The organism is Geobacter psychrophilus, assembly GCF_056821595.1.
In genome coordinates this window covers 1,116,343-1,134,316 of sequence record NZ_JBXDTU010000004.1, presented here as the reverse complement: position 1 = coordinate 1,134,316, position 17,974 = coordinate 1,116,343, and the positions used below count along the sequence as shown (strand labels likewise).

The 17,974-nt window shown below is 53.6% G+C and carries 20 protein-coding genes; 15 read left to right on the top strand and 5 right to left on the bottom strand.

Annotated features, from left to right (window positions below):
• The first annotated feature begins 9 nt into the window (after positions 1–9).
• The 9 genes from ACOCF6_RS07585 (at position 10) to lptM (ending at position 9,445) form a co-directional block, all read left to right on the top strand.
• On the top strand, positions 10–1,131 hold the full coding sequence (locus ACOCF6_RS07585; RefSeq protein WP_482459782.1) for a sensor histidine kinase: 1,122 nt from the start codon (positions 10–12) through the stop codon (positions 1,129–1,131).
• 99 nt (positions 1,132–1,230) lie between these two features.
• Complete coding sequence (argB, locus tag ACOCF6_RS07580) at positions 1,231–2,109, top strand: acetylglutamate kinase (RefSeq protein WP_482459781.1); 879 nt, start codon at positions 1,231–1,233, stop codon at positions 2,107–2,109.
• Between the two features lie 40 nt (positions 2,110–2,149).
• Positions 2,150–3,346 carry an acetylornithine transaminase gene (locus ACOCF6_RS07575; RefSeq protein WP_482459780.1) on the top strand — a complete coding sequence of 399 codons (1,197 nt, stop codon included), beginning with the start codon at positions 2,150–2,152 and terminating at the stop codon, positions 3,344–3,346.
• Between the two features lie 12 nt (positions 3,347–3,358).
• Positions 3,359–4,270: an ornithine carbamoyltransferase gene (gene argF / locus ACOCF6_RS07570; protein WP_482459779.1), complete on the top strand. Its 912-nt coding sequence runs from the start codon at positions 3,359–3,361 to the stop codon at positions 4,268–4,270.
• Positions 4,271–4,306: 36 nt separating this feature from the next.
• Positions 4,307–5,527 (top strand): argininosuccinate synthase, encoded by a 1,221-nt coding sequence (locus ACOCF6_RS07565; protein WP_482463290.1) that lies wholly within the window; start codon positions 4,307–4,309, stop codon positions 5,525–5,527.
• 132 nt (positions 5,528–5,659) lie between these two features.
• The gene (gene argH / locus ACOCF6_RS07560) at positions 5,660–7,036 is read left to right on the top strand and encodes an argininosuccinate lyase (protein WP_482459778.1); all 1,377 of its coding nucleotides are present in this window, start codon (positions 5,660–5,662) and stop codon (positions 7,034–7,036) included.
• 6 nt (positions 7,037–7,042) lie between these two features.
• The gene (locus ACOCF6_RS07555; RefSeq protein WP_482459777.1) at positions 7,043–7,906 is read left to right on the top strand and encodes an ExeA family protein; all 864 of its coding nucleotides are present in this window, start codon (positions 7,043–7,045) and stop codon (positions 7,904–7,906) included.
• A gap of 7 nt (positions 7,907–7,913) precedes the next feature.
• Entirely contained in the window at positions 7,914–8,654 is a 741-nt protein-coding gene (locus ACOCF6_RS07550) for a hypothetical protein (protein ID WP_482459776.1), read from the top strand.
• 29 nt (positions 8,655–8,683) lie between these two features.
• Entirely contained in the window at positions 8,684–9,445 is a 762-nt protein-coding gene (lptM, locus tag ACOCF6_RS07545; protein ID WP_482459775.1) for an LPS translocon maturation chaperone LptM, read from the top strand.
• 88 nt (positions 9,446–9,533) lie between these two features.
• Here the strand turns inward: lptM and atpE are convergent, their stop codons facing one another.
• The 5 genes from atpE to hemL form a co-directional block, all read right to left on the bottom strand.
• A complete protein-coding gene (atpE, locus tag ACOCF6_RS07540) occupies positions 9,534–9,809 on the bottom strand; it encodes an ATP synthase F0 subunit C (RefSeq protein WP_214173850.1) in 276 nt (91 codons plus the stop codon).
• A 139-nt stretch (positions 9,810–9,948) separates the two neighbouring features.
• Positions 9,949–10,638 (bottom strand): F0F1 ATP synthase subunit A, encoded by a 690-nt coding sequence (gene atpB, locus ACOCF6_RS07535; protein WP_482459774.1) that lies wholly within the window; start codon positions 10,636–10,638, stop codon positions 9,949–9,951.
• A 4-nt stretch (positions 10,639–10,642) separates the two neighbouring features.
• On the bottom strand, positions 10,643–11,026 hold the full coding sequence (locus ACOCF6_RS07530; RefSeq protein ID WP_482459773.1) for an ATP synthase subunit I: 384 nt from the start codon (positions 11,024–11,026) through the stop codon (positions 10,643–10,645).
• Complete coding sequence (locus ACOCF6_RS07525; RefSeq protein WP_482459772.1) at positions 11,001–11,243, bottom strand: AtpZ/AtpI family protein; 243 nt, start codon at positions 11,241–11,243, stop codon at positions 11,001–11,003. Before ACOCF6_RS07525 ends, ACOCF6_RS07530 begins: the two co-directional genes overlap by 26 nt.
• 81 nt (positions 11,244–11,324) lie before the next feature.
• On the bottom strand, positions 11,325–12,611 hold the full coding sequence (gene hemL, locus ACOCF6_RS07520) for a glutamate-1-semialdehyde 2,1-aminomutase (protein ID WP_482459771.1): 1,287 nt from the start codon (positions 12,609–12,611) through the stop codon (positions 11,325–11,327).
• 251 nt (positions 12,612–12,862) lie between these two features.
• On the opposite strand from hemL, the gene ACOCF6_RS07515 reads away from it, so the two are divergent.
• The 6 genes from ACOCF6_RS07515 (at position 12,863) to ACOCF6_RS07490 (ending at position 17,933) form a co-directional block, all read left to right on the top strand.
• Positions 12,863–13,219 (top strand): NADH-quinone oxidoreductase subunit A, encoded by a 357-nt coding sequence (locus ACOCF6_RS07515; protein ID WP_482459770.1) that lies wholly within the window; start codon positions 12,863–12,865, stop codon positions 13,217–13,219.
• Positions 13,210–13,725: an NADH-quinone oxidoreductase subunit B gene (locus ACOCF6_RS07510; protein ID WP_482459769.1), complete on the top strand. Its 516-nt coding sequence runs from the start codon at positions 13,210–13,212 to the stop codon at positions 13,723–13,725. Before ACOCF6_RS07515 ends, ACOCF6_RS07510 begins: the two co-directional genes overlap by 10 nt.
• Positions 13,726–13,781: 56 nt before the next feature.
• Entirely contained in the window at positions 13,782–14,270 is a 489-nt protein-coding gene (locus ACOCF6_RS07505) for an NADH-quinone oxidoreductase subunit C (RefSeq protein ID WP_482459768.1), read from the top strand.
• A gap of 47 nt (positions 14,271–14,317) precedes the next feature.
• Entirely contained in the window at positions 14,318–15,490 is a 1,173-nt protein-coding gene (nuoD, locus tag ACOCF6_RS07500; protein WP_482459767.1) for an NADH dehydrogenase (quinone) subunit D, read from the top strand.
• Between the two features lie 109 nt (positions 15,491–15,599).
• On the top strand, positions 15,600–16,112 hold the full coding sequence (locus tag ACOCF6_RS07495; RefSeq protein ID WP_482459766.1) for an NADH-quinone oxidoreductase subunit NuoE family protein: 513 nt from the start codon (positions 15,600–15,602) through the stop codon (positions 16,110–16,112).
• 39 nt (positions 16,113–16,151) lie between these two features.
• Positions 16,152–17,933, top strand: coding sequence for an NADH-ubiquinone oxidoreductase-F iron-sulfur binding region domain-containing protein (locus ACOCF6_RS07490; RefSeq protein WP_482459765.1), 1,782 nt, complete (start codon positions 16,152–16,154; stop codon positions 17,931–17,933).
• Positions 17,934–17,974: the final 41 nt, after the last annotated feature.

Sequence of the window (17,974 nt, the reverse complement as noted above, 5' to 3'; positions counted from 1 at the left end):
AGGGATAGAATGATGACGCAGGTGGTGCATAGCGAGGCGGACACCCCGCAGAAACAGCAGGCAACCATTCTGGTTGTGGATGATGAAAGCGTCATCAGGGAGCTGTGTCTGAAAGCGCTCAAGGGGTACAAGCTGTTTCAGGCCGGTAACTGCCATGACGCTCTGCGGATCTATGAAAAGGAATCTGTTGATCTGGTCCTGACCGATGTGATGATGCCCGGTGGAAGCGGGCTTGACCTCCTGCGCCAGATCAAGGAGGTTGATCCGAACGCAACTGTCATCATCATGACCGGATTTGCCGAAAAGGATGTTATTCTGGGGGCTCTTAAAGACGGTGCTGACGATTTTATCAGCAAGCCGCTCAATATGCTGCAACTGAAGACAGCCATCGAGAAGTCCCTGCTCAGGAAAGCGCTTAAAGAGGAACTTGCCAGCCTGAAGAATCTGGATCACCTCAAAAGCATCTTTCTTTCGCTCATCTCTCACAAGCTTCGGACGCCAATCACCGCGATTTCATTGTTTTTGCAGAATATTCAGCGGGGTGTCTATGAGACAAACGACCCCTCCTTTTTAACGAATGTAAAGCTTATCAATGACGAAGCACTCTATCTGAGCCGGATGGTGACGGATCTGCTGACCTTCAGCCAGGTTATGGAGGGCAATAAAGGGCTGAAGCGTGAACCGTGCGATCTTAATCTGATCACCGCCTCGGTGATCTATGGATCGCAGGAAGCCCAGAGCAAACCCGGCATAGAAACAGATTTTCAGGAAGTGCTGTTGCCGGAACTGAATCTCGACCGCGCAAAAATCACCTTTGCATTACAGCAGATTGTTGACAATGCCTACAAATTTTCCGGTGATCTCGGAACCGTTTCCATCTCCTTGTTCAATGGTGGCGACAACGTCTGTGTGCTGGTTTCTGATAGTGGCGTCGGGATTCCCCGTGATGAGATAGGCAAGGTGTTTGAAAAATTTTATCAGATAGATCCCCATAATACCGGGCAGGTGCGCGGTTTTGGACTGGGTCTGTTCTACGCCCGTGATTTTATTCATCAGCATGGCGGCAACATCAGCATGGACAGTACACCGGGATTGGGAACAACGGTAACGATAACGCTACCGATGCAATAACCTTTTGAAATTTTGCGGATTGTACGCTAGACTGCCAACTTTACGGTTGGCAGTTTTATTTTTAACATTAGTATCAGATTTAAGGGACAGGCAGACATCATGGAACATCTGATCGGTAAAGCGAATACACTCATGGAGGCGCTGCCCTATATCCGGCGCTTTTCGGGCAAGACCTTTGTCATCAAATACGGCGGCCACGCCATGTCGGATGCGCGCTTGAAGGAGTCCTTCGCCCTCGACATCATCATGCTTAAGTCGTTGGGAATCAACACGGTCATTGTCCATGGCGGCGGACCGCAGATCAATGAAACCCTCAAGCGCTACGGCATTGTATCCGAATTTGTCCGCGGTATGCGGGTGACTGATGCCGACACCATGTCGGTGGTGGAGATGGTGCTGGTCGGGCAGGTCAATACCGAGGTGGTCGGCTACCTCAACCTGCATGGTGGCCGGGCTGTCGGACTTTCGGGCAAGGATGGCACCTTGCTGCTGTCGAAAAAACTGCTGCAGGAAGTCAAGGGAGAAGATGGCAGAACCGAGTCCGTTGATATCGGCTTTGTCGGTGATGTGGTCAAGGTCAATACCGATCTGATCAAGACCCTGGAGAACGGAAACTATATACCGGTAATCGCGCCGGTGGGAGTCGGGCCTCAGGGTGAAAGCTACAATATCAACGCCGACCTGGTTGCCGGTCGGGTGGCAGCGGCCCTGAATGCCGAGAAGCTGATCCTGCTGACCGATACCCCCGGTGTTCTGGACAGCCAGAAGAGGCTGCTGGCCAGTATCGCAGTGGCGGATATGCATCGCCTGATCGAGGAGGAGGCCATTACCGGCGGCATGATACCAAAGGTTGTCTGCTGTGCCGATGCACTCAAGGATGGGGTCAAGAAGGCCCATATCATTGATGGCCGCATGGAGCATGCCGTGCTGCTGGAGATTTTTACCGACATCGGCATTGGAACGGAAATAATCAAGTGAAACGCGTTATGTTGAATCGCGCTTCAAGACAGGATACCTTATGAACAGTCAGCAATGGATCGAAAAGTCAGACAAATACATCATGCGGACCTATGGTCGCTACCCGATTGTGCCGGTCAGGGGTGCAGGGTGCCGCCTGTGGGATGCGGATGGCAAGGAATACCTGGATTTTTTGGGGGGCGTGGCGGTCAACAATCTGGGGCACTGTCATCCCAAGATCGTCGCCGCACTGCAGAAGCAGGCCGCAGAGCTGATCCACTGTTCCAACTATTACCAGATCCCGCAGCAGATCGAACTGGCGGAGCTGCTCTGCAACCACTCGTTTGCGGACAAGGCCTTCTTCTGCAACAGCGGCGCCGAAGCCAACGAGGCGGCCATCAAGCTGGCCCGCAAGTACAGTCGCGACACCTATGGACCGGAGCGTTACGAAATCATCACCGCCGCCGATTCCTTCCATGGCCGCACCATGGCCACGGTTTCGGCCACCGGACAGGAAAAGGTCCAGCGCTTTTTCGATCCGCTGCTGCACGGCTTCAAGCACGTTCCCTTTGATGATCTGGATGCCCTTGAGGGTGCGGTCACTCCTACGACCTGCGCCATCATGCTGGAACCGATCCAGGGCGAGGGGGGGGTGAATGTCCCGTCCCCCGGCTATTTCCAGGAGGTCCGCCGCATCTGTGACAAACATGACCTGATCCTGATCTTTGACGAGGTGCAGGTCGGGATGGGGCGTACCGGCAAGCTCTTCGCCTATGAACATTTCGACATCGTTCCTGATATCATGACCCTGGCCAAGGCACTGGCCGGCGGGGCGCCGATCGGGACCATGCTGGCGACTGACCGCTATGCCGCTGCCTTCGTACCCGGCACGCACGGTTCCACCTTCGGCGGCAATCCGCTGGTCTGTGCCGCAGCGATCGCAACGGTTCGAACCATCCTGGAGGACGGCATCCTCAACCGCTGTGAAGAGATCGGCGAGTACCTGGAAGGTGAACTCCAGTCGCTCCAGCACAAGTATCCATTTGTAAAAGAGGTGCGCGGCATCGGCCTGATGATCGGCATGGCCCTGGATATTCCCGCCGGAGACATCGTCAGGAAGGGGCACGAGCGGGGTGTGCTGCTGAACGTAACACACGACACGGTCCTCCGGTTTGTCCCGCCCCTGACCGTTGCAAAGCAGGAAGTGGACCAGATGATTGCAATCCTTGACGGCATTTTTGCCGAAACCGAGGCATAAGGGGAGGCGGCTATGGCGCGACATTTTCTGGCGCTGCACGATTACAACGAGATCGAACTGTACGGTATGCTGACCCTGGCCCGCGAGCTGAAGTCAAAGCAGAAAAAGGGCATAGCGCACAGATTGCTGGACGGCAAAACCGTGGCACTGATCTTTGAAAAGGCCTCCACCCGTACCCGGGTATCCTTCGAGGTGGGCGTCTTTCAGCTGGGGGGTCATGGTCTGTTCATGTCATCCGGTACCTCCCAGATGGGGCGCGGTGAGCCGATCAAGGACAGTGCCCGTGTCATGTCCCGCTATTGTGACGGAGTCATGATCCGCACCTTCGGTCAGGAGATCGTGGAGGAGTTCGCGAAATACTCGGATGTGCCGGTAATCAACGGCCTGACCGACCTGTTTCACCCCTGCCAGATCATGGCTGACCTGCTGACGGTTATCGAGCACAAGCGTACCTACGAAGGGTTGACCTTTGCCTGGGTGGGGGATGGCAATAACATGGCCAATACCTGGATCGAGGCGGCCGCCATTCTCGGTTTCGACCTGAGGCTGGCCTGTCCGCATGGCTACGAGCCGGATGCCAAGGTCCTGGCATGGGCCCAGGCCAAGGCCCCCGGCAGGATCACGCTGACAACAGACCCGAAGCTGGCAGTGGCCGGCGCCGATGTCGTTAATACCGATGTCTGGGCCAGCATGGGGCAGGAGAACGAGCAGAAGGAGCGGGAAAAGGCCTTTGTCGGCTTTTGCCTGGATGACGCGCTGCTGGCCCTGGCGCAACCGGACTGCATCGTGCTGCACTGCCTGCCTGCCCATCGCGGCGAGGAGATCTCGGACTCGGTCATAGAAGGGAAGCATTCGGTGGTCTGGGACGAGGCGGAGAACCGGCTGCATATACAAAAAGCTATCATGGCCACATTGATCAAATAATATCAGTAACCAAAGGAGAGTATGCGCATGGCACCAATCAAGAAGCAGGAAATCAAAAAGATCGTTCTGGCCTATTCAGGCGGCCTGGACACCTCGATCATCCTCAAGTGGCTCAAGAACGAGTACGGTTGCAAGGTTGTGGCCTTTTCGGCAGACCTGGGGCAGGGGGATGAGCTTGATCCGGTTCGTGAAAAAGCCCTGGCAACCGGTGCCGACAAGGTTTATATCGACGACCTGCGTGAGGAGTTCGTCAAGGACTTCGTGTTCCCCATGTTCCGTGCCAATGCCATCTACGAAGGTCACTATCTGCTGGGGACCTCCATTGCCCGTCCACTGATCGCCAAGCGCCAGATGGAGATTGCAGCCAAGGAAAAATGCGACGCGGTTTCCCACGGTGCCACCGGCAAGGGTAATGACCAGGTCCGCTTCGAGCTGGCCTACTACCACTTCAACCCGGCGATCAAGGTGATTGCACCCTGGAGGATGTGGGATCTGAACAGCCGTCAGGCCCTGATCGAGTACGCCAAGAAGAACGGCATCCCCATTCCGACCATCAAGAAGCGCCCCTGGTCGTCTGACCGCAACCTGCTGCACATCTCCTTTGAAGGGGGCATCCTGGAGGATACCTGGGCCGAGGCACCGGAAGAGATGTACGTGCTGACCCGACCGCCGGAGAAAGCGCCCAACAAGGCCCAATATGTGGAAATCGAGTTTGTCAACGGCAATGCAGTCTCAGTGGACGGCAAGAAGATGACCCCGGCCCAGCTGCTGGCCCATTTGAACGAGATTGGCGGCGTGCACGGCATCGGCCGGGTTGACCTGCTGGAGAACCGCTCGGTCGGCATGAAGTCGCGCGGCGTCTACGAGACCCCGGGCGGCACGATCCTGCGCGAGGCCCATTCGGCTGTCGAGCAGATCACCATGGACCGCGAGGTCATGCGCATCCGTGACAGCCTGATCCCCGAGTACGCAAAGCAGATTTACGCCGGCTACTGGTTTTCCCCCGAGCGTCTGATGCTGCAGACCCTGATCGACGACTCCCAGAAATGCGTCAACGGTGTCGCCCGCCTCAAGCTCTACAAGGGCTTGTGCCGTACCGTCGGCCGCAAGTCCGAGAGCGACTCGCTCTTCAACCTGGATTTTGCCACCTTTGAGAAGGACCAGGTCTTCAATCAGGCCGATGCCGAGGGTTTCATCAAGATCAATTCCCTGCGGCTGCGCATCCGCTCACTGATGCAGGCCAACCGGAAGAAATAGCCGCTTCAGTATACATTGACTGCTGGACAAGAAGGGGCATGACGCTGTTATGCCCCTTTGATTTTATCCGCTTTTCACGTATAGTATCAAACCATTGACAATTCAACGCCAGAAACAAGGAATCTAGATACCATGTCCAAAGACAAGCTGTGGGGTGGTCGCTTCACCCAGCCGACCGATAAATTCGTGGAGGAGTTCACCGCCTCCATACAATTTGACAAGCGCCTGTATCACCAGGATATCCGCGGCTCCATCGCCCACGCCCACATGCTGGGCAAGCAGGGCATTATCCCGCAGGAGGATGTGGGGCAGATCGTCCACGGTCTACAGAAGATCCTGGAACAGATCGAGGCCGGCCAGTTCGATTTTTCCATCAGCCTGGAAGACATCCACATGAACATCGAGGCGCGCCTGTCGGCCGCCATCGGCGAGGCGGGCAAGCGTCTGCATACCGGCCGTTCGCGCAACGACCAGGTGGCGCTGGATATCCGTCTCTACCTGCGGGATGAAATCGTGGAGATCAGCACCTATCTGGATCTGCTGATCGATGCCCTGCTGGAACAGGCCGAGAACAACATAGAAGTGATCATGCCCGGTTTCACCCACCTGCAGACGGCCCAGCCGATCCTGTTCAGCCACCATATGATGGCCTATGTGGAAATGTTCAAGCGTGACAAGGGGCGCCTCGAAGATTGTCATAAGCGGGTCAATGTCATGCCGCTGGGCGCCGGCGCCCTGGCCGGCACCACCTTCCCCATTGACCGGGAATACGTGGCCGAGCAACTGGACTTCCCGACCGTTACCCGCAATTCCCTGGATTCGGTCTCGGACCGGGACTTCGCCCTGGAGTTCCTGGCGAATGCCTCGATCCTGATGATGCACCTGTCACGTTTTTCGGAGGAGCTGATCCTCTGGTCCACCAGTTCATTCAAGTTCATCGAGCTGTCGGATGGTTTCTGCACCGGTTCGTCGATCATGCCGCAGAAGAAGAACCCGGATGTGCCGGAACTGGTGCGGGGCAAGACCGGGCGGGTCTACGGCAACCTGATGGCGCTCCTGACTACCATGAAGTCCCTGCCGTTGGCCTATAACAAGGACATGCAGGAGGACAAGGAACCGCTCTTTGACACCATCGATACGGTCAAAGGGAGTCTGAAGATTTTTGCCGACATGATCCGCGAGATGCGGGTGAACAGTGTCTCCATGCGCCGTGCTGCCGGGTTCGGCTTCTCGACCGCCACAGATGTTGCCGATTACCTGGTGCGCAAGGGGCTTCCCTTCCGCGATGCCCATGAGGCGGTCGGCAAGGCCGTGGCTTACTGTGTTGAAAACGAGATGGACATCACCGAACTTTCCCTGGCGGAGTGGCAGCTGTTCTCGGGGAAGATCGATGACGATATTTTCGGCTGCATAACGGTCGAAGCCAGTGTCAATGCCCGCAATGTGATTGGCGGCACGGCCAGGGCTGCCGTTGAATGTGAAATACAGCGAGTGCGAGAGGGTAAGTAGTCTCTGATGTACTGTGACTTTTTCGGGTTCAGCGAAAAACCATTCACCATCACACCGAATCCTCAATTTATCTATCTGAGCGGGAATCATCGCGAAGCATTTGCCCATCTTGTCTATGGGATCGACACTCATGCCGGATTTATTGCCATGACCGGCGAGGTGGGGACCGGCAAAACCACGGTCCTCAGAACGCTGCTGACCCAGCTTGACCCTGAAAAATACCGCAGTGCTCTCATCTTTAACCCCTGCCTTTCTGGGGAGCAGTTGTTGGCCAGCATCTGCCGGGAGTTTGGTCTCGAATCAGACGGACAGAACCGCATCGGCTGGCTGGATATACTCAACCAGTTTCTTCTGGAGCAGCACGTTGCCGGAAAAACGGTTGTTCTGGTAATCGATGAGGCCCAGAATCTGACGCCGGACGTGCTGGAACAGGTGCGTTTGATCTCTAATCTGGAAACAGAGCGTGATAAACTCATTCAGATCATTCTGGCTGGTCAACCGGAGCTCAACGACGTTCTGAACCGTCACGATCTGCGGCAACTCAGCCAGCGTATTGCCGTCCGTTGTCGCTTGACTCCGATGAGTAAACTCGATACGGGTGATTATATCAGGCATCGCCTGAAGGTGTCTGGCTGCCGGATTCCCGGTCTGTTCACCTCCGGTGCGGTGAAGCGCATTTACCGCTTTTCGAGGGGTGTGCCGCGCTTGATTAACATCGTCTGTGAACAGGCCCTGGTCATGGCCTGGACACAGGAGAGCAACACCGTAACACAAGCAATTGCATCACGGATTATCATGGAGGCACAGCCAGGCCCGACCCGTCGGGGCGTGTGGCAACGCATACATGGTTGGCTGTGGTCCGGAAGGTGATTGATTCATGAGCTATATTCTTGATGCGCTGAAAAAGCTGGAACATGAGAAAACCATAAAAAAACGTGGAGACAGGGTTGTCAATATATCCGGGGCGCTTTTTGAAAATGAACGTTCAAAACCACCCGTTTCTGTTGGCTGGAAAATCGCGCTGGCAGTGACGGTTGCCGTATTGGTTACGTTTGCCGGAACTTGGCAATATATTCAGTCCGGCAAGCTGCGGCTAAACCCTTCTCAACAGATTGTGGCGCCGATACCTCCTGCGCCACTCGCCAGGGTTGAGGTTGCTCCGGTGCAACCGGTTCCTGTGCCCGTGCCTGATACCCAGGCCGTTTCAGAACAGAACAAACCCCCGAAAGCTCAGGCATTGGTGCGACCAGCAACCCCGCGCCCGGTTCAACCCCAAATTCGACAGGTACCAGAGCAGGCTGTTACGTCCGCCGCCGATGCTGCCGCCATACTGACGCAACAGGAATTGAGCAAGCGCCTGAATGACCGGAAAAGACAGGCTGCACCTGCGGTCCCGACGATTGCCCCCCCAGCCGATATCAAGCTGTCCGGCATTGCCTATCAGGACGAGCGGCGCGCCCGCAGGGCCGTGGTAAACGGCTTCCTTATGCAGGAAGGCGGGGTCGTCTCAGGGGCCGTGATAACAGACATTCTTCAAGACCGCGTGCGGTTCTCTTTGGCGGGGGGGCGTTTTGAACTCTCGTTGGCCGCTTCCGGTGTCCCTGCCCCTGGTAAATAACACCGACAACTTCTGGAAAGGTTTATTATATGCGCACAATTGTCGCTTTGATGCTCGTGGCCCTTGTTGTTACAGCCTGCGGCAAAAAAGGGCCCCTGGTTTATCCCGAAATGCTGGTACCGGCTGCTCCCTCAGCTATTGCTGTGCAGCAGAGTGGTAACTCCCTGAAGCTTTCGTTTGCACCTCCGTCCAAGGACCGGGCGGGCCGTACCCTGTCAGGTCTGGCCGGGGTCACGATTCTGAAGCGGGATGCCGTTGCAGGTCAGCTGCCCGGTTGCAGTGCCTGCACGGATGATTTTACTCTGTTCCGAAAGCTGAATCTCGACCTCCTCCCGACAGGCACTCAGCGCAACGGCAGTCTGATAATGCTGCTGGATGGTGATGTGCGCCTCGGCAGAGAGTACTCCTATATTGTGACCGCCTTTACCAGAGAAGATATTGCAGGCGCTGCGTCTGCCCCGGTTACTGCGGGTGTGTTGCCACCACCCCTGCCGCCCGTTTTGCAGGCCAGCAGTCATCCGACACAAATCAACCTGGAATTTGTCGGGCTGCCGCATCCTGAGGGTACCTTTGCCGGCTACAACCTGTATAGAGCGTTGAAGGGAGAGGGCTTTCCCTTTTGGCCGCTGAATAGAGAACCATTGACAGTCAATCAGTATTCGGATATGGGGCTGGAGCGTGGTACGGCCTATGTCTATGCAGTCAGGACTCTTATACGCCTTTCGACTGGTTCCTTTGTCGAGAGTGGTATGTCCAATGTGGTGGAAGGAAAATTGAAAGACGATGAGTAGTGAGTTTCCTTCTTAATGCATGATCGGCAACAAAAAAGGGCATCCCGCAAAGGATGCCCTTTTTTCATAACCTGCGTTTACTCAGAAATTACTTGGCAACGGTTTCTGCCAGTTTAAGGGCGATATCCTTGTAGGGGTTGGCGAACAGGATAATCAGGCAGACAACCAGGGCGTAGATTGCCAGTGACTCGATCATGGCCAGACCGATCATCATGGTGGTCAGGATCTTGCCGGAAGCGCCTGGGTTACGGGAAACGCCTTCAACAGCGCTTTTAACTGCCAGACCCTGGCCAATGCCGGTACCCAGTGTACCCAATGCCATACCAATACCTGCTGCCAGAACGCACATCGTGAAAAAGCTCATCTTTACTTCTCCTCTCTTACTTTGGTTGATATCCTAAACAGTATAGGATTTAAAAATCTTTAGTTATCTCCGCGAGCGGGATACGTGCATTAACGAAATAATTCTCTGCCAAAGGATACAGGGAATTATATCTCACTTTCTAGTGTGCGTGCTCTAGCGAACCCTGGATGTAGATCATTGCCAGAAGCATGAAAACGAAGGCCTGGATAAAGGAAACCAGTACCCCCATCAGCATCATCGGCAGCGGTACCAGGAACGGCGCCAGGCCGAAGAAGATCATCAAAACAAGTTCGTGGCCGTTCATGTTGCCGAACAGACGCAGTGTCAGAGATACCGGGCGGGAAACGTGACCGATGACTTCAATAAAGAACATGATCGGAGCCAGCCAGGCGATCGGTCCGAGGAAGTGTTTGATATAGCCTAGCCCGTGGTGCTTGATTCCAACCACATGAGTGGAGAGGAATACGATGACGGCGCAGGCTGCCGTGGTGTTGATATTGGCGGTCGGCGGAAAGAACCCGGGGATCAGGCCGATCAGGTTGGACACCAGCACGAATATTGCCAGGGTTGCAATCAGAGGAAAGAAGGGGCGGCCATGCTCACCCATGGTTTCGACGATCATGTTTTCGATGCCGCCGACAACCACCTCCATAAAATTCTGCAGTCCGCTGGGGATCGACTTAAGGGCCGACGTTGCCAGAACGGAAACAACCAGCAGCAGCAGAATAACCAGCCAGGTGTACGCAATGGCGTCAGCGCTGGCGCCCGTGATATGCAGCGGTGCCAGCAGTTTGCGGAAAAATTCGAGAAACAGTAACGGGTGAACCATGGAGCTAACCTCCTGTGCCTAGGACACGATAAAATGAAAGTGCGAATATGTTTGCTACGATAATCGATAAACCAACCAGGACACCCGCAAGAGAAAACAGGTCTGAAGTGATGACGAAATACAGCGCGCATCCGGTTATGGTCATGCGCGCCAGGTAACGCATCAGTGCATAGCGGGTGGCATTTGCCGGCAGCAACCCCAGTACGCGCTGCAGTGCGTTTCTCAGCCAGATGAAGTTTATAATCGCGATGCTGCCGCCTGCAAGAATGCCCAGTGCAGCTTTGCCGGAAAACAGGGCAAAGGCCGCGATGGCAAGAACCGCCAGCAGCCCAAGGCTGCCCTTGATGATGACAGCGAAGAGATTATCTTCGTTGATCGCTGCTATCATCCCTGCGGATCTCCCTGCCGGTAATGACATAGACATTCTTGAATCCGGCCGCGATGCCAATCAATAAAAAAATATAAAAGAACCATGGCTTGGTGCCAAACCAGCGATCCAACGTCAGTCCGAACCAGACACCGATACCTATGGCCAGGACAACCGAAATGCCCATGCTGGACACCATGGCCAGATTTCGGAACAGCTCTTTTTTGTCATTACTCATGACGGTTCACGTATACATGTTGCACAAAACCGGTATTCCATAACACGGCAGACAATATAGTGTCAAATGAAATAAGATTTATCACGCGATCAATCTGAAACATTTTGCCGCAGCTGCTATCGTTTTATTGATGTCTTCATCAGTGTGGGCTGCCGAGACAAAAGCGGTTTCGAACTGACTGGGCGCCAGGTAGATACCCTCGTCCAGCATGGCCAGGAAGTATTTTGCAAATGCCTTCGTGTCACATTGAGAAGCGCTCGGCCAGTCATACACAGCGTTTTTACTGAAGAAGGCACAGAACATGCTGCCGACCCGGGTGGAATAGATGGGGTAACCGGCCTCTTTGGCTGCTGTTGCGATCCCATCCGCTATCAACTTGCTCTTTTCCTCCAACCTCTGATAGAAGCCGGGCTGCTTGAGGATGTTCAGGGTGGCGATGCCGGCCGACATGGCCAGGGGGTTGCCGGAGAGTGTGCCGGCTTGATAGACACCGCCGGCTGGTGAAAGTTTCTCCATAATTTCGCGTTTTCCGCCGAATGCGCCGACCGGCAGGCCGCCGCCGATTATTTTGCCCAGAGTGGTCATGTCGGGTGTAACGCCGAAAAGCGCTTGAGCACCGCCGTAGGCAACCCGGAAGCCGGACATGACCTCGTCGAAGATCAATATGATGCCTTCGTTAGAGCAGATGTCACGCAGTCCCTCCAGGAAACCTTCACGCGGAGGTACGGTTCCCATGTTGCCGGCGACCGGTTCCACAATGATACAGGCGATGGAGTCCTTATTGTCTGCAATGAGTTTTTTGACGGATTCAAGCGAGTTGTATTCAGCTGTCAGTGTAAGCTTTGCAACTTCGGCAGGGACGCCGGGGGAGTCAGGCACCCCGAAAGTGGCGGCCCCGGAGCCGGCCTTGACCAGCAGGGAGTCGGCGTGACCGTGGTAGCAGCCGGAGAATTTCAGGATTTTATCCCGGCCGGTATAGCCGCGCGCCAGACGGATCGCGCTCATGGTGGCTTCCGTGCCGGAACTGACCATGCGAACCATTTCGATGGAAGGAACCGCATCTATTACCATGTTGGCCAGGATCGTCTCGCGCTCGGTCGGCGCTCCAAAGCTGGCGCCGCTTTCCATGGTGCTCTGAACCGCTGCAATGACATTCGGATGGCAATGCCCGACAATCATTGGTCCCCATGATCCGACGTAATCAACGAAGCTATTGCCGTCTTCGTCAATAATCCGGTCGCCAGCCGCCTTTTTTATGAATAACGGGTCAGCGCCTACAGATTTGAAGGCCCTGACCGGGCTGTTAACCCCGCCTGGGATGGATTGTTTGGCTTGCTGGAAAAGGCTGCTGGAACGATCGTGGTTCATGAAGGTACCCTCTGGAATTTGGTAGGTGAGCTGTAATATATTTTGTGTTTTGGGTAGCATACTGTATGCAGTCGTGTCAAGTGTAATGAGTTAATTTTATTTATAATTTAGCAGGTTGTGCTCTCTGAGATCATTTTTAGTTATATCAAAATAAAGGGAAAAATCTGCTTGACAAAGGGTGGCAAATAACCTATTTTTGCTTCGATTTTGTATACAGTATACTTTTAAAGTCAGTGCGAGGAGGGCTTTCAATGCTCGGTGCTTACCTACCAATACTACTTCTGGGGATCGTGGCGATCGGTTTTGGCCTCGTGTCGCTGGTGATGTCATCGCTCATCGGTCCGAAAAAGTTTTCAAAGCTGAAAATGTCTCCGTACGAATGCGGGTGCGAGCCGGTGGGAACAGCGCGCGAGCGTTTCTCCATCAAATTTTATCTGATTGCCATGCTGTTTATTCTGTTCGATATCGAGGCAGTGTTTCTCTATCCTTGGGCGATCCTCTATAAAAAACTCGGGGTATTCGGTTTGGTTGAGATGGGGCTGTTTATCGTGATCCTCTTTGTCGGTTATATTTATGTCTGGAAAAAAGGAGCACTGGAATGGGAGTAAACAATCCGCTCGGCGAAAACATCATAACCACGTCACTGGACGCACTTGTCAATTGGTCCAGGAAGTCGTCCATATGGCCGATGACCTTCGGCTTGGCCTGCTGCGCTATTGAGATGATGGCAACGGGCGCTTCTCATCACGATCTGGACCGCTTTGGCATTATCTTTCGCGCCTCTCCACGCCAGTCTGATTGCATCATTATTGCTGGAACAGTTACAAAAAAGATGCTGCCGGTTATTAAGACGGTATATGAGCAGATGCCGGAGCCGAAATGGGTTATTGCCATGGGAGCCTGTGCCTGTTCGGGTGGTGTTTTTGATACCTACAGCGTTGTTCAGGGAATTGATGAGGCTCTGCCGGTGGATGTATATATTCCAGGCTGTCCGCCGCGTCCAGAGGCCTTGCTGTTTGGTCTTATGAAGCTGCAGGACAAGATCATGAAGGAAAAGAATACGTTCGGTTCTGCCATCGGCCTGGGCGACAGGTACGATTCGGCTGCCGCATAATATTAGATACTGAAATCAAGCTAACATAATCAAATCCCAAAAAAGGGTTGGATGCCATGGCAGAAAACAATCGAGCAGTAATCAAGCTGAAGGAAAAATTCGCCTCCTCAATTATCGACATAGTTGAGTTTCGCGGTGAGGTGACGGTAACGGTCAGGAAGGAAGATATCCTGAATATCCTGTTATTCCTTAAGCAGTCGCTTCAGTTCAACCTGCTAACCGATGTGACCGCGGTTGACTATCTGGGCAAAAATGATGACCGCTTCATGATGGTGTATCAGTTGTTCTCCATTGACAACAAAGATCGATTGCGCATCAAGGCGCCGCTGGCCGAGGCAGACGGGCATATCCAGAGTGCCACTCAGGTCTGGGCAACCGCCAACTGGCTTGAGCGCGAGGTGTTTGACCTTTTTGGTATTGTCTTTGACAACCATCCTGATCTGCGTCGGATCCTCATGACAGATGACTGGGTAGGGCACCCGCTTCGCAAGGACTACCCGCTTCAGGGACCGGACCGTGAGCCATATAAAGGGCGTTTGTCGTAGATTCAGTTGATTATAAAACCGTATTTCGATCATAGAAGAGGCGATACATGGCTACTACGGAAAAAATGACATTGAACATGGGGCCGCAGCATCCCAGTACCCATGGGGTTCTCAGGCTTGTTCTCGAGTTGGACGGCGAGGTGATTACCAAGATCACTCCCGACATCGGCTACCTGCACCGCGGGGTTGAAAAGCTCTCTGAGTACCGCACCTATCATCAGGTACTGCCGCTGACCGATCGTCTCGATTATCTGGCACCCATGAGCAATAACCTCGGGTATATTCTGGCTGTCGAAAAACTTCTGGATATTGAGGTTCCCGAACGGGCACAGACGATCCGGGTGATCATGGCTGAAATGACTCGCCTCGAATCCCATCTTGTCTGGCTGGCCTGTCATGCATTGGATATTGGCGCGATGACAGTCTTTCTGTATGCATTCCGCGAGCGCGAAGTTGTCATGGAAACCTATGAGTTGATCTCCGGTGCCCGCATGACCTCCAACTTCTTCCGTGCCGGTGGTCTTTCCATGGACGTACCGCCCGAGTTTGAGAAGAAGGTGCGCGATTTTGCTCAATCCATGCCTGCTTATCTGGATACCTACGAAGGGCTCCTGACGACCAACCCGATCTGGCTCAAGCGTACCATCGGCAATGGTGTGATCTCTGCTGAGAATGCAATTGATATCGGACTTACCGGGCCGGCACTGCGTGGTTCCGGTGTTGATTGGGATATGCGTCGTGATAATTCCTACAGCGGCTATGAGAACTATCAGTTCAAAGTGCCGGTTGGAGAAAACTGCGATACCTTTGACCGCTACAAGGTGCGACTGGTTGAGATGCGTGAAGCCTGCAAGATTATCAATCAGGCACTTGACCGTCTTAAGCCGGGTCCTGTGTTGGCAGACTGTCCGCAGGTCTGTTACCCGCCCAAAGAGAATGTCTATAACTCCATCGAGGGACTGATCCACCACTTCAAGATCGCTTCGGAAGGATACCCCGTGCCAGAGGGCGAGGTATACCAGGGTGTCGAAGCCCCAAAGGGTGAGTTAGGCTATTATATCGTCAGTGATGGCAGCAGCAAGCCATACCGGATGAGAATCCGTCCGCCTTCTTTTGTCAACCTTCAGGCCATGGACCAGATGTCAGTTGGGACCATGATTGCCGACTTGGTGGCCGTAATCGGAACACTGGATATCGTTCTGGGTGAGATTGACAGGTAACTCCCGAATCATAGTAAGTTATAAATTGCATTCCGCTTTTTTTACTGAAAAAAGCTATGCTAACTTACTTATCCTGCTTATCAGGACAACGTAAAAGGAGAAGGCGCGAATGAGTGAAGCAGTTGCTCAACAGGCTGCAGAGCAGGAACCGGAAATCGACCTCTCGCTTGCCAATAAAATCATCGACAAGTACATAGATATGCCCGGGAACCTGATGCCGGTCCTTCAGGGCGCTCAGGACGAGTACGGGTATATTCCCCGTGTCGTGGCTGATCTGATCGCGGAACGTTTGAATGTATATCCCAGCCAGATTTATGGCGTACTTACCTTCTACGCTCAGTTTCATCTCAAGCCGCGTGGCCGGTTTATCATCAGGGTCTGTGTCGGAACCGCTTGTCATGTGCAGGGTGCTCCCCGTATTGTTGAAACATTTTTTGACAAGCTCCATATTGGTCACGCTGAAACCACAGCTGATCTGCGCTATACCTTTGAGAAGGTCGCCTGTTTGGGTGCGTGTGGAATGGCGCCGCTGGCAATGGTTAATGATTCGACCTACGGTGCCATGACGGTGCAGAAGGTTGATGAAATTGTTAACGACTACAACCAGAGACCAATGAAATAGCCCGTAGCTCGAAACTTTCCAGTAGGGGACAACTCAGTCATGAGCGAAAACGAAGCAATAAAAATTCTGATCTGCCAGGGAACTGGCGGTGTTTCGATGGGCGCCAAAGAGGTCGAGGCGGCTTTTGTCAAGCATCTTGCGGAAAAGGGCCTGAACGCCGTCGTCGGCAAGCGCTGTGATGTGATCAAGACCGGTTGCCGCGGACTTTGTGCCAACGACGTTCTGGTTGACATAATAATGCCGGATCTGGGACGTGTCACCTATGACTTCGTTAAGCCGGAAGAAGTCGAGAAAATCATTGAAGAACATATCGTCAACAAGACGGTAATGGAAAAACGTAAGGCCAAGCCGTACTATAACCAGTTTGTCGATGCCCAGATGCGTGTTGTTATGACAGGCTGTGGTCAGATAGATCCGGATAGTATTGATGCCTATAAAGAAGAAGACGGTTTCAAAGCAATTGAGAAATGTGTTCAGACCATGAAGCCTGAAGATGTCATTGATGAGGTGAAGAAGTCCGGTCTGCGTGGTCGTGGGGGCGGTGGTTTCCCTACCGGCATGAAATGGTCCTTCTGCAAGGCTTCGCCCGGTGATCACAAGTATCTGATTTGCAACGCGGACGAAGGCGATCCGGGTGCATTCATGGACCGCTCGCTACTTGAGGGTGATCCCTACTGTATTATCGAAGGGATGATGATTGCTGCGTATGCCATCGGCTGCGATTTTGGCTATGTGTATGTACGTGCCGAATATCCGCTTGCCGTTCAACGTCTGCAGCATGCCATCGATGTGTGCTACGAAAAAGGCTATCTCGGCCAGAACATACAGGGCTGGGGTATCAATTTCGACATGCGCATCAAGATGGGCGCCGGTGCCTTTGTGTGCGGTGAAGAGACCGCATTGATGGCTTCCATTGAGGGTCATCGCGGAATGAGTAGGCCCCGTCCACCATTCCCTGCCGTGCGCGGACTATGGGGACATCCGACCAATATCAATAACGTTGAAACCTTTGGTAACGTTCGCCACATCATCAATAAGGGGGGCGAGTGGTATGCATCTCTTGGTACTGAGACTACCAAAGGTACCAAGATCTTTGCGGTTACCGGCAAGGTTAAACATACAGGCCTGGTAGAGGTTCCGGCCGGAATGAAGATTCGTGAGGTTATTTACGATGTCTGTGGCGGAATTGCCAATAATCGAAAATTCAAAGCAGTTCAGGCTGGTGGGCCATCTGGTGGGTGTATTCCTGCCGAAATCCTTGATACCCCGGTTGATTATGACTCCCTGATTAAAGCCGGTGCCATGATGGGCTCCGGTGGACTCGTTGTCATGGATGAGACCACCTGTATGGTCGACGTGTCTCGATTCTTTCTTAACTTCACGAGAATGGAGTCGTGTGGCAAATGTGTTCCTTGTCGAATAGGCCTCAAGGTTATGCTCGATATACTCGAGCGCATAACTGAAGGCCGTGGCGAGATTACTGACATTGCAACTCTTCAGGATTTGGGGCTCGCCATTAAAAAAGCATCGCTGTGCGGTCTTGGACAGACAGCACCCAACCCGATTCTCTCCACCATCAACTATTTCCGAGATGAATATGAGGCGCACATCAACGACAAGCGTTGCCCGTCCAACTGTTGCAAGGAATTGCTCCTGTGGCAAGTGGTTGAGGACAAGTGTGTTAAGTGCGGAGCCTGTAAGAAGGCATGCCCGGTTGACGCGATCATCTGGGAAAAAGGTCAGCTAGCCGTCTTGGACAAGGAAAAGTGCACCAAGTGCAAATCCTGTTACGATGCCTGCCGCTTCATGGCCCTGGAATAAACCAATTTTCATCACTCCGCGAACGCAAGGTCAAACACACT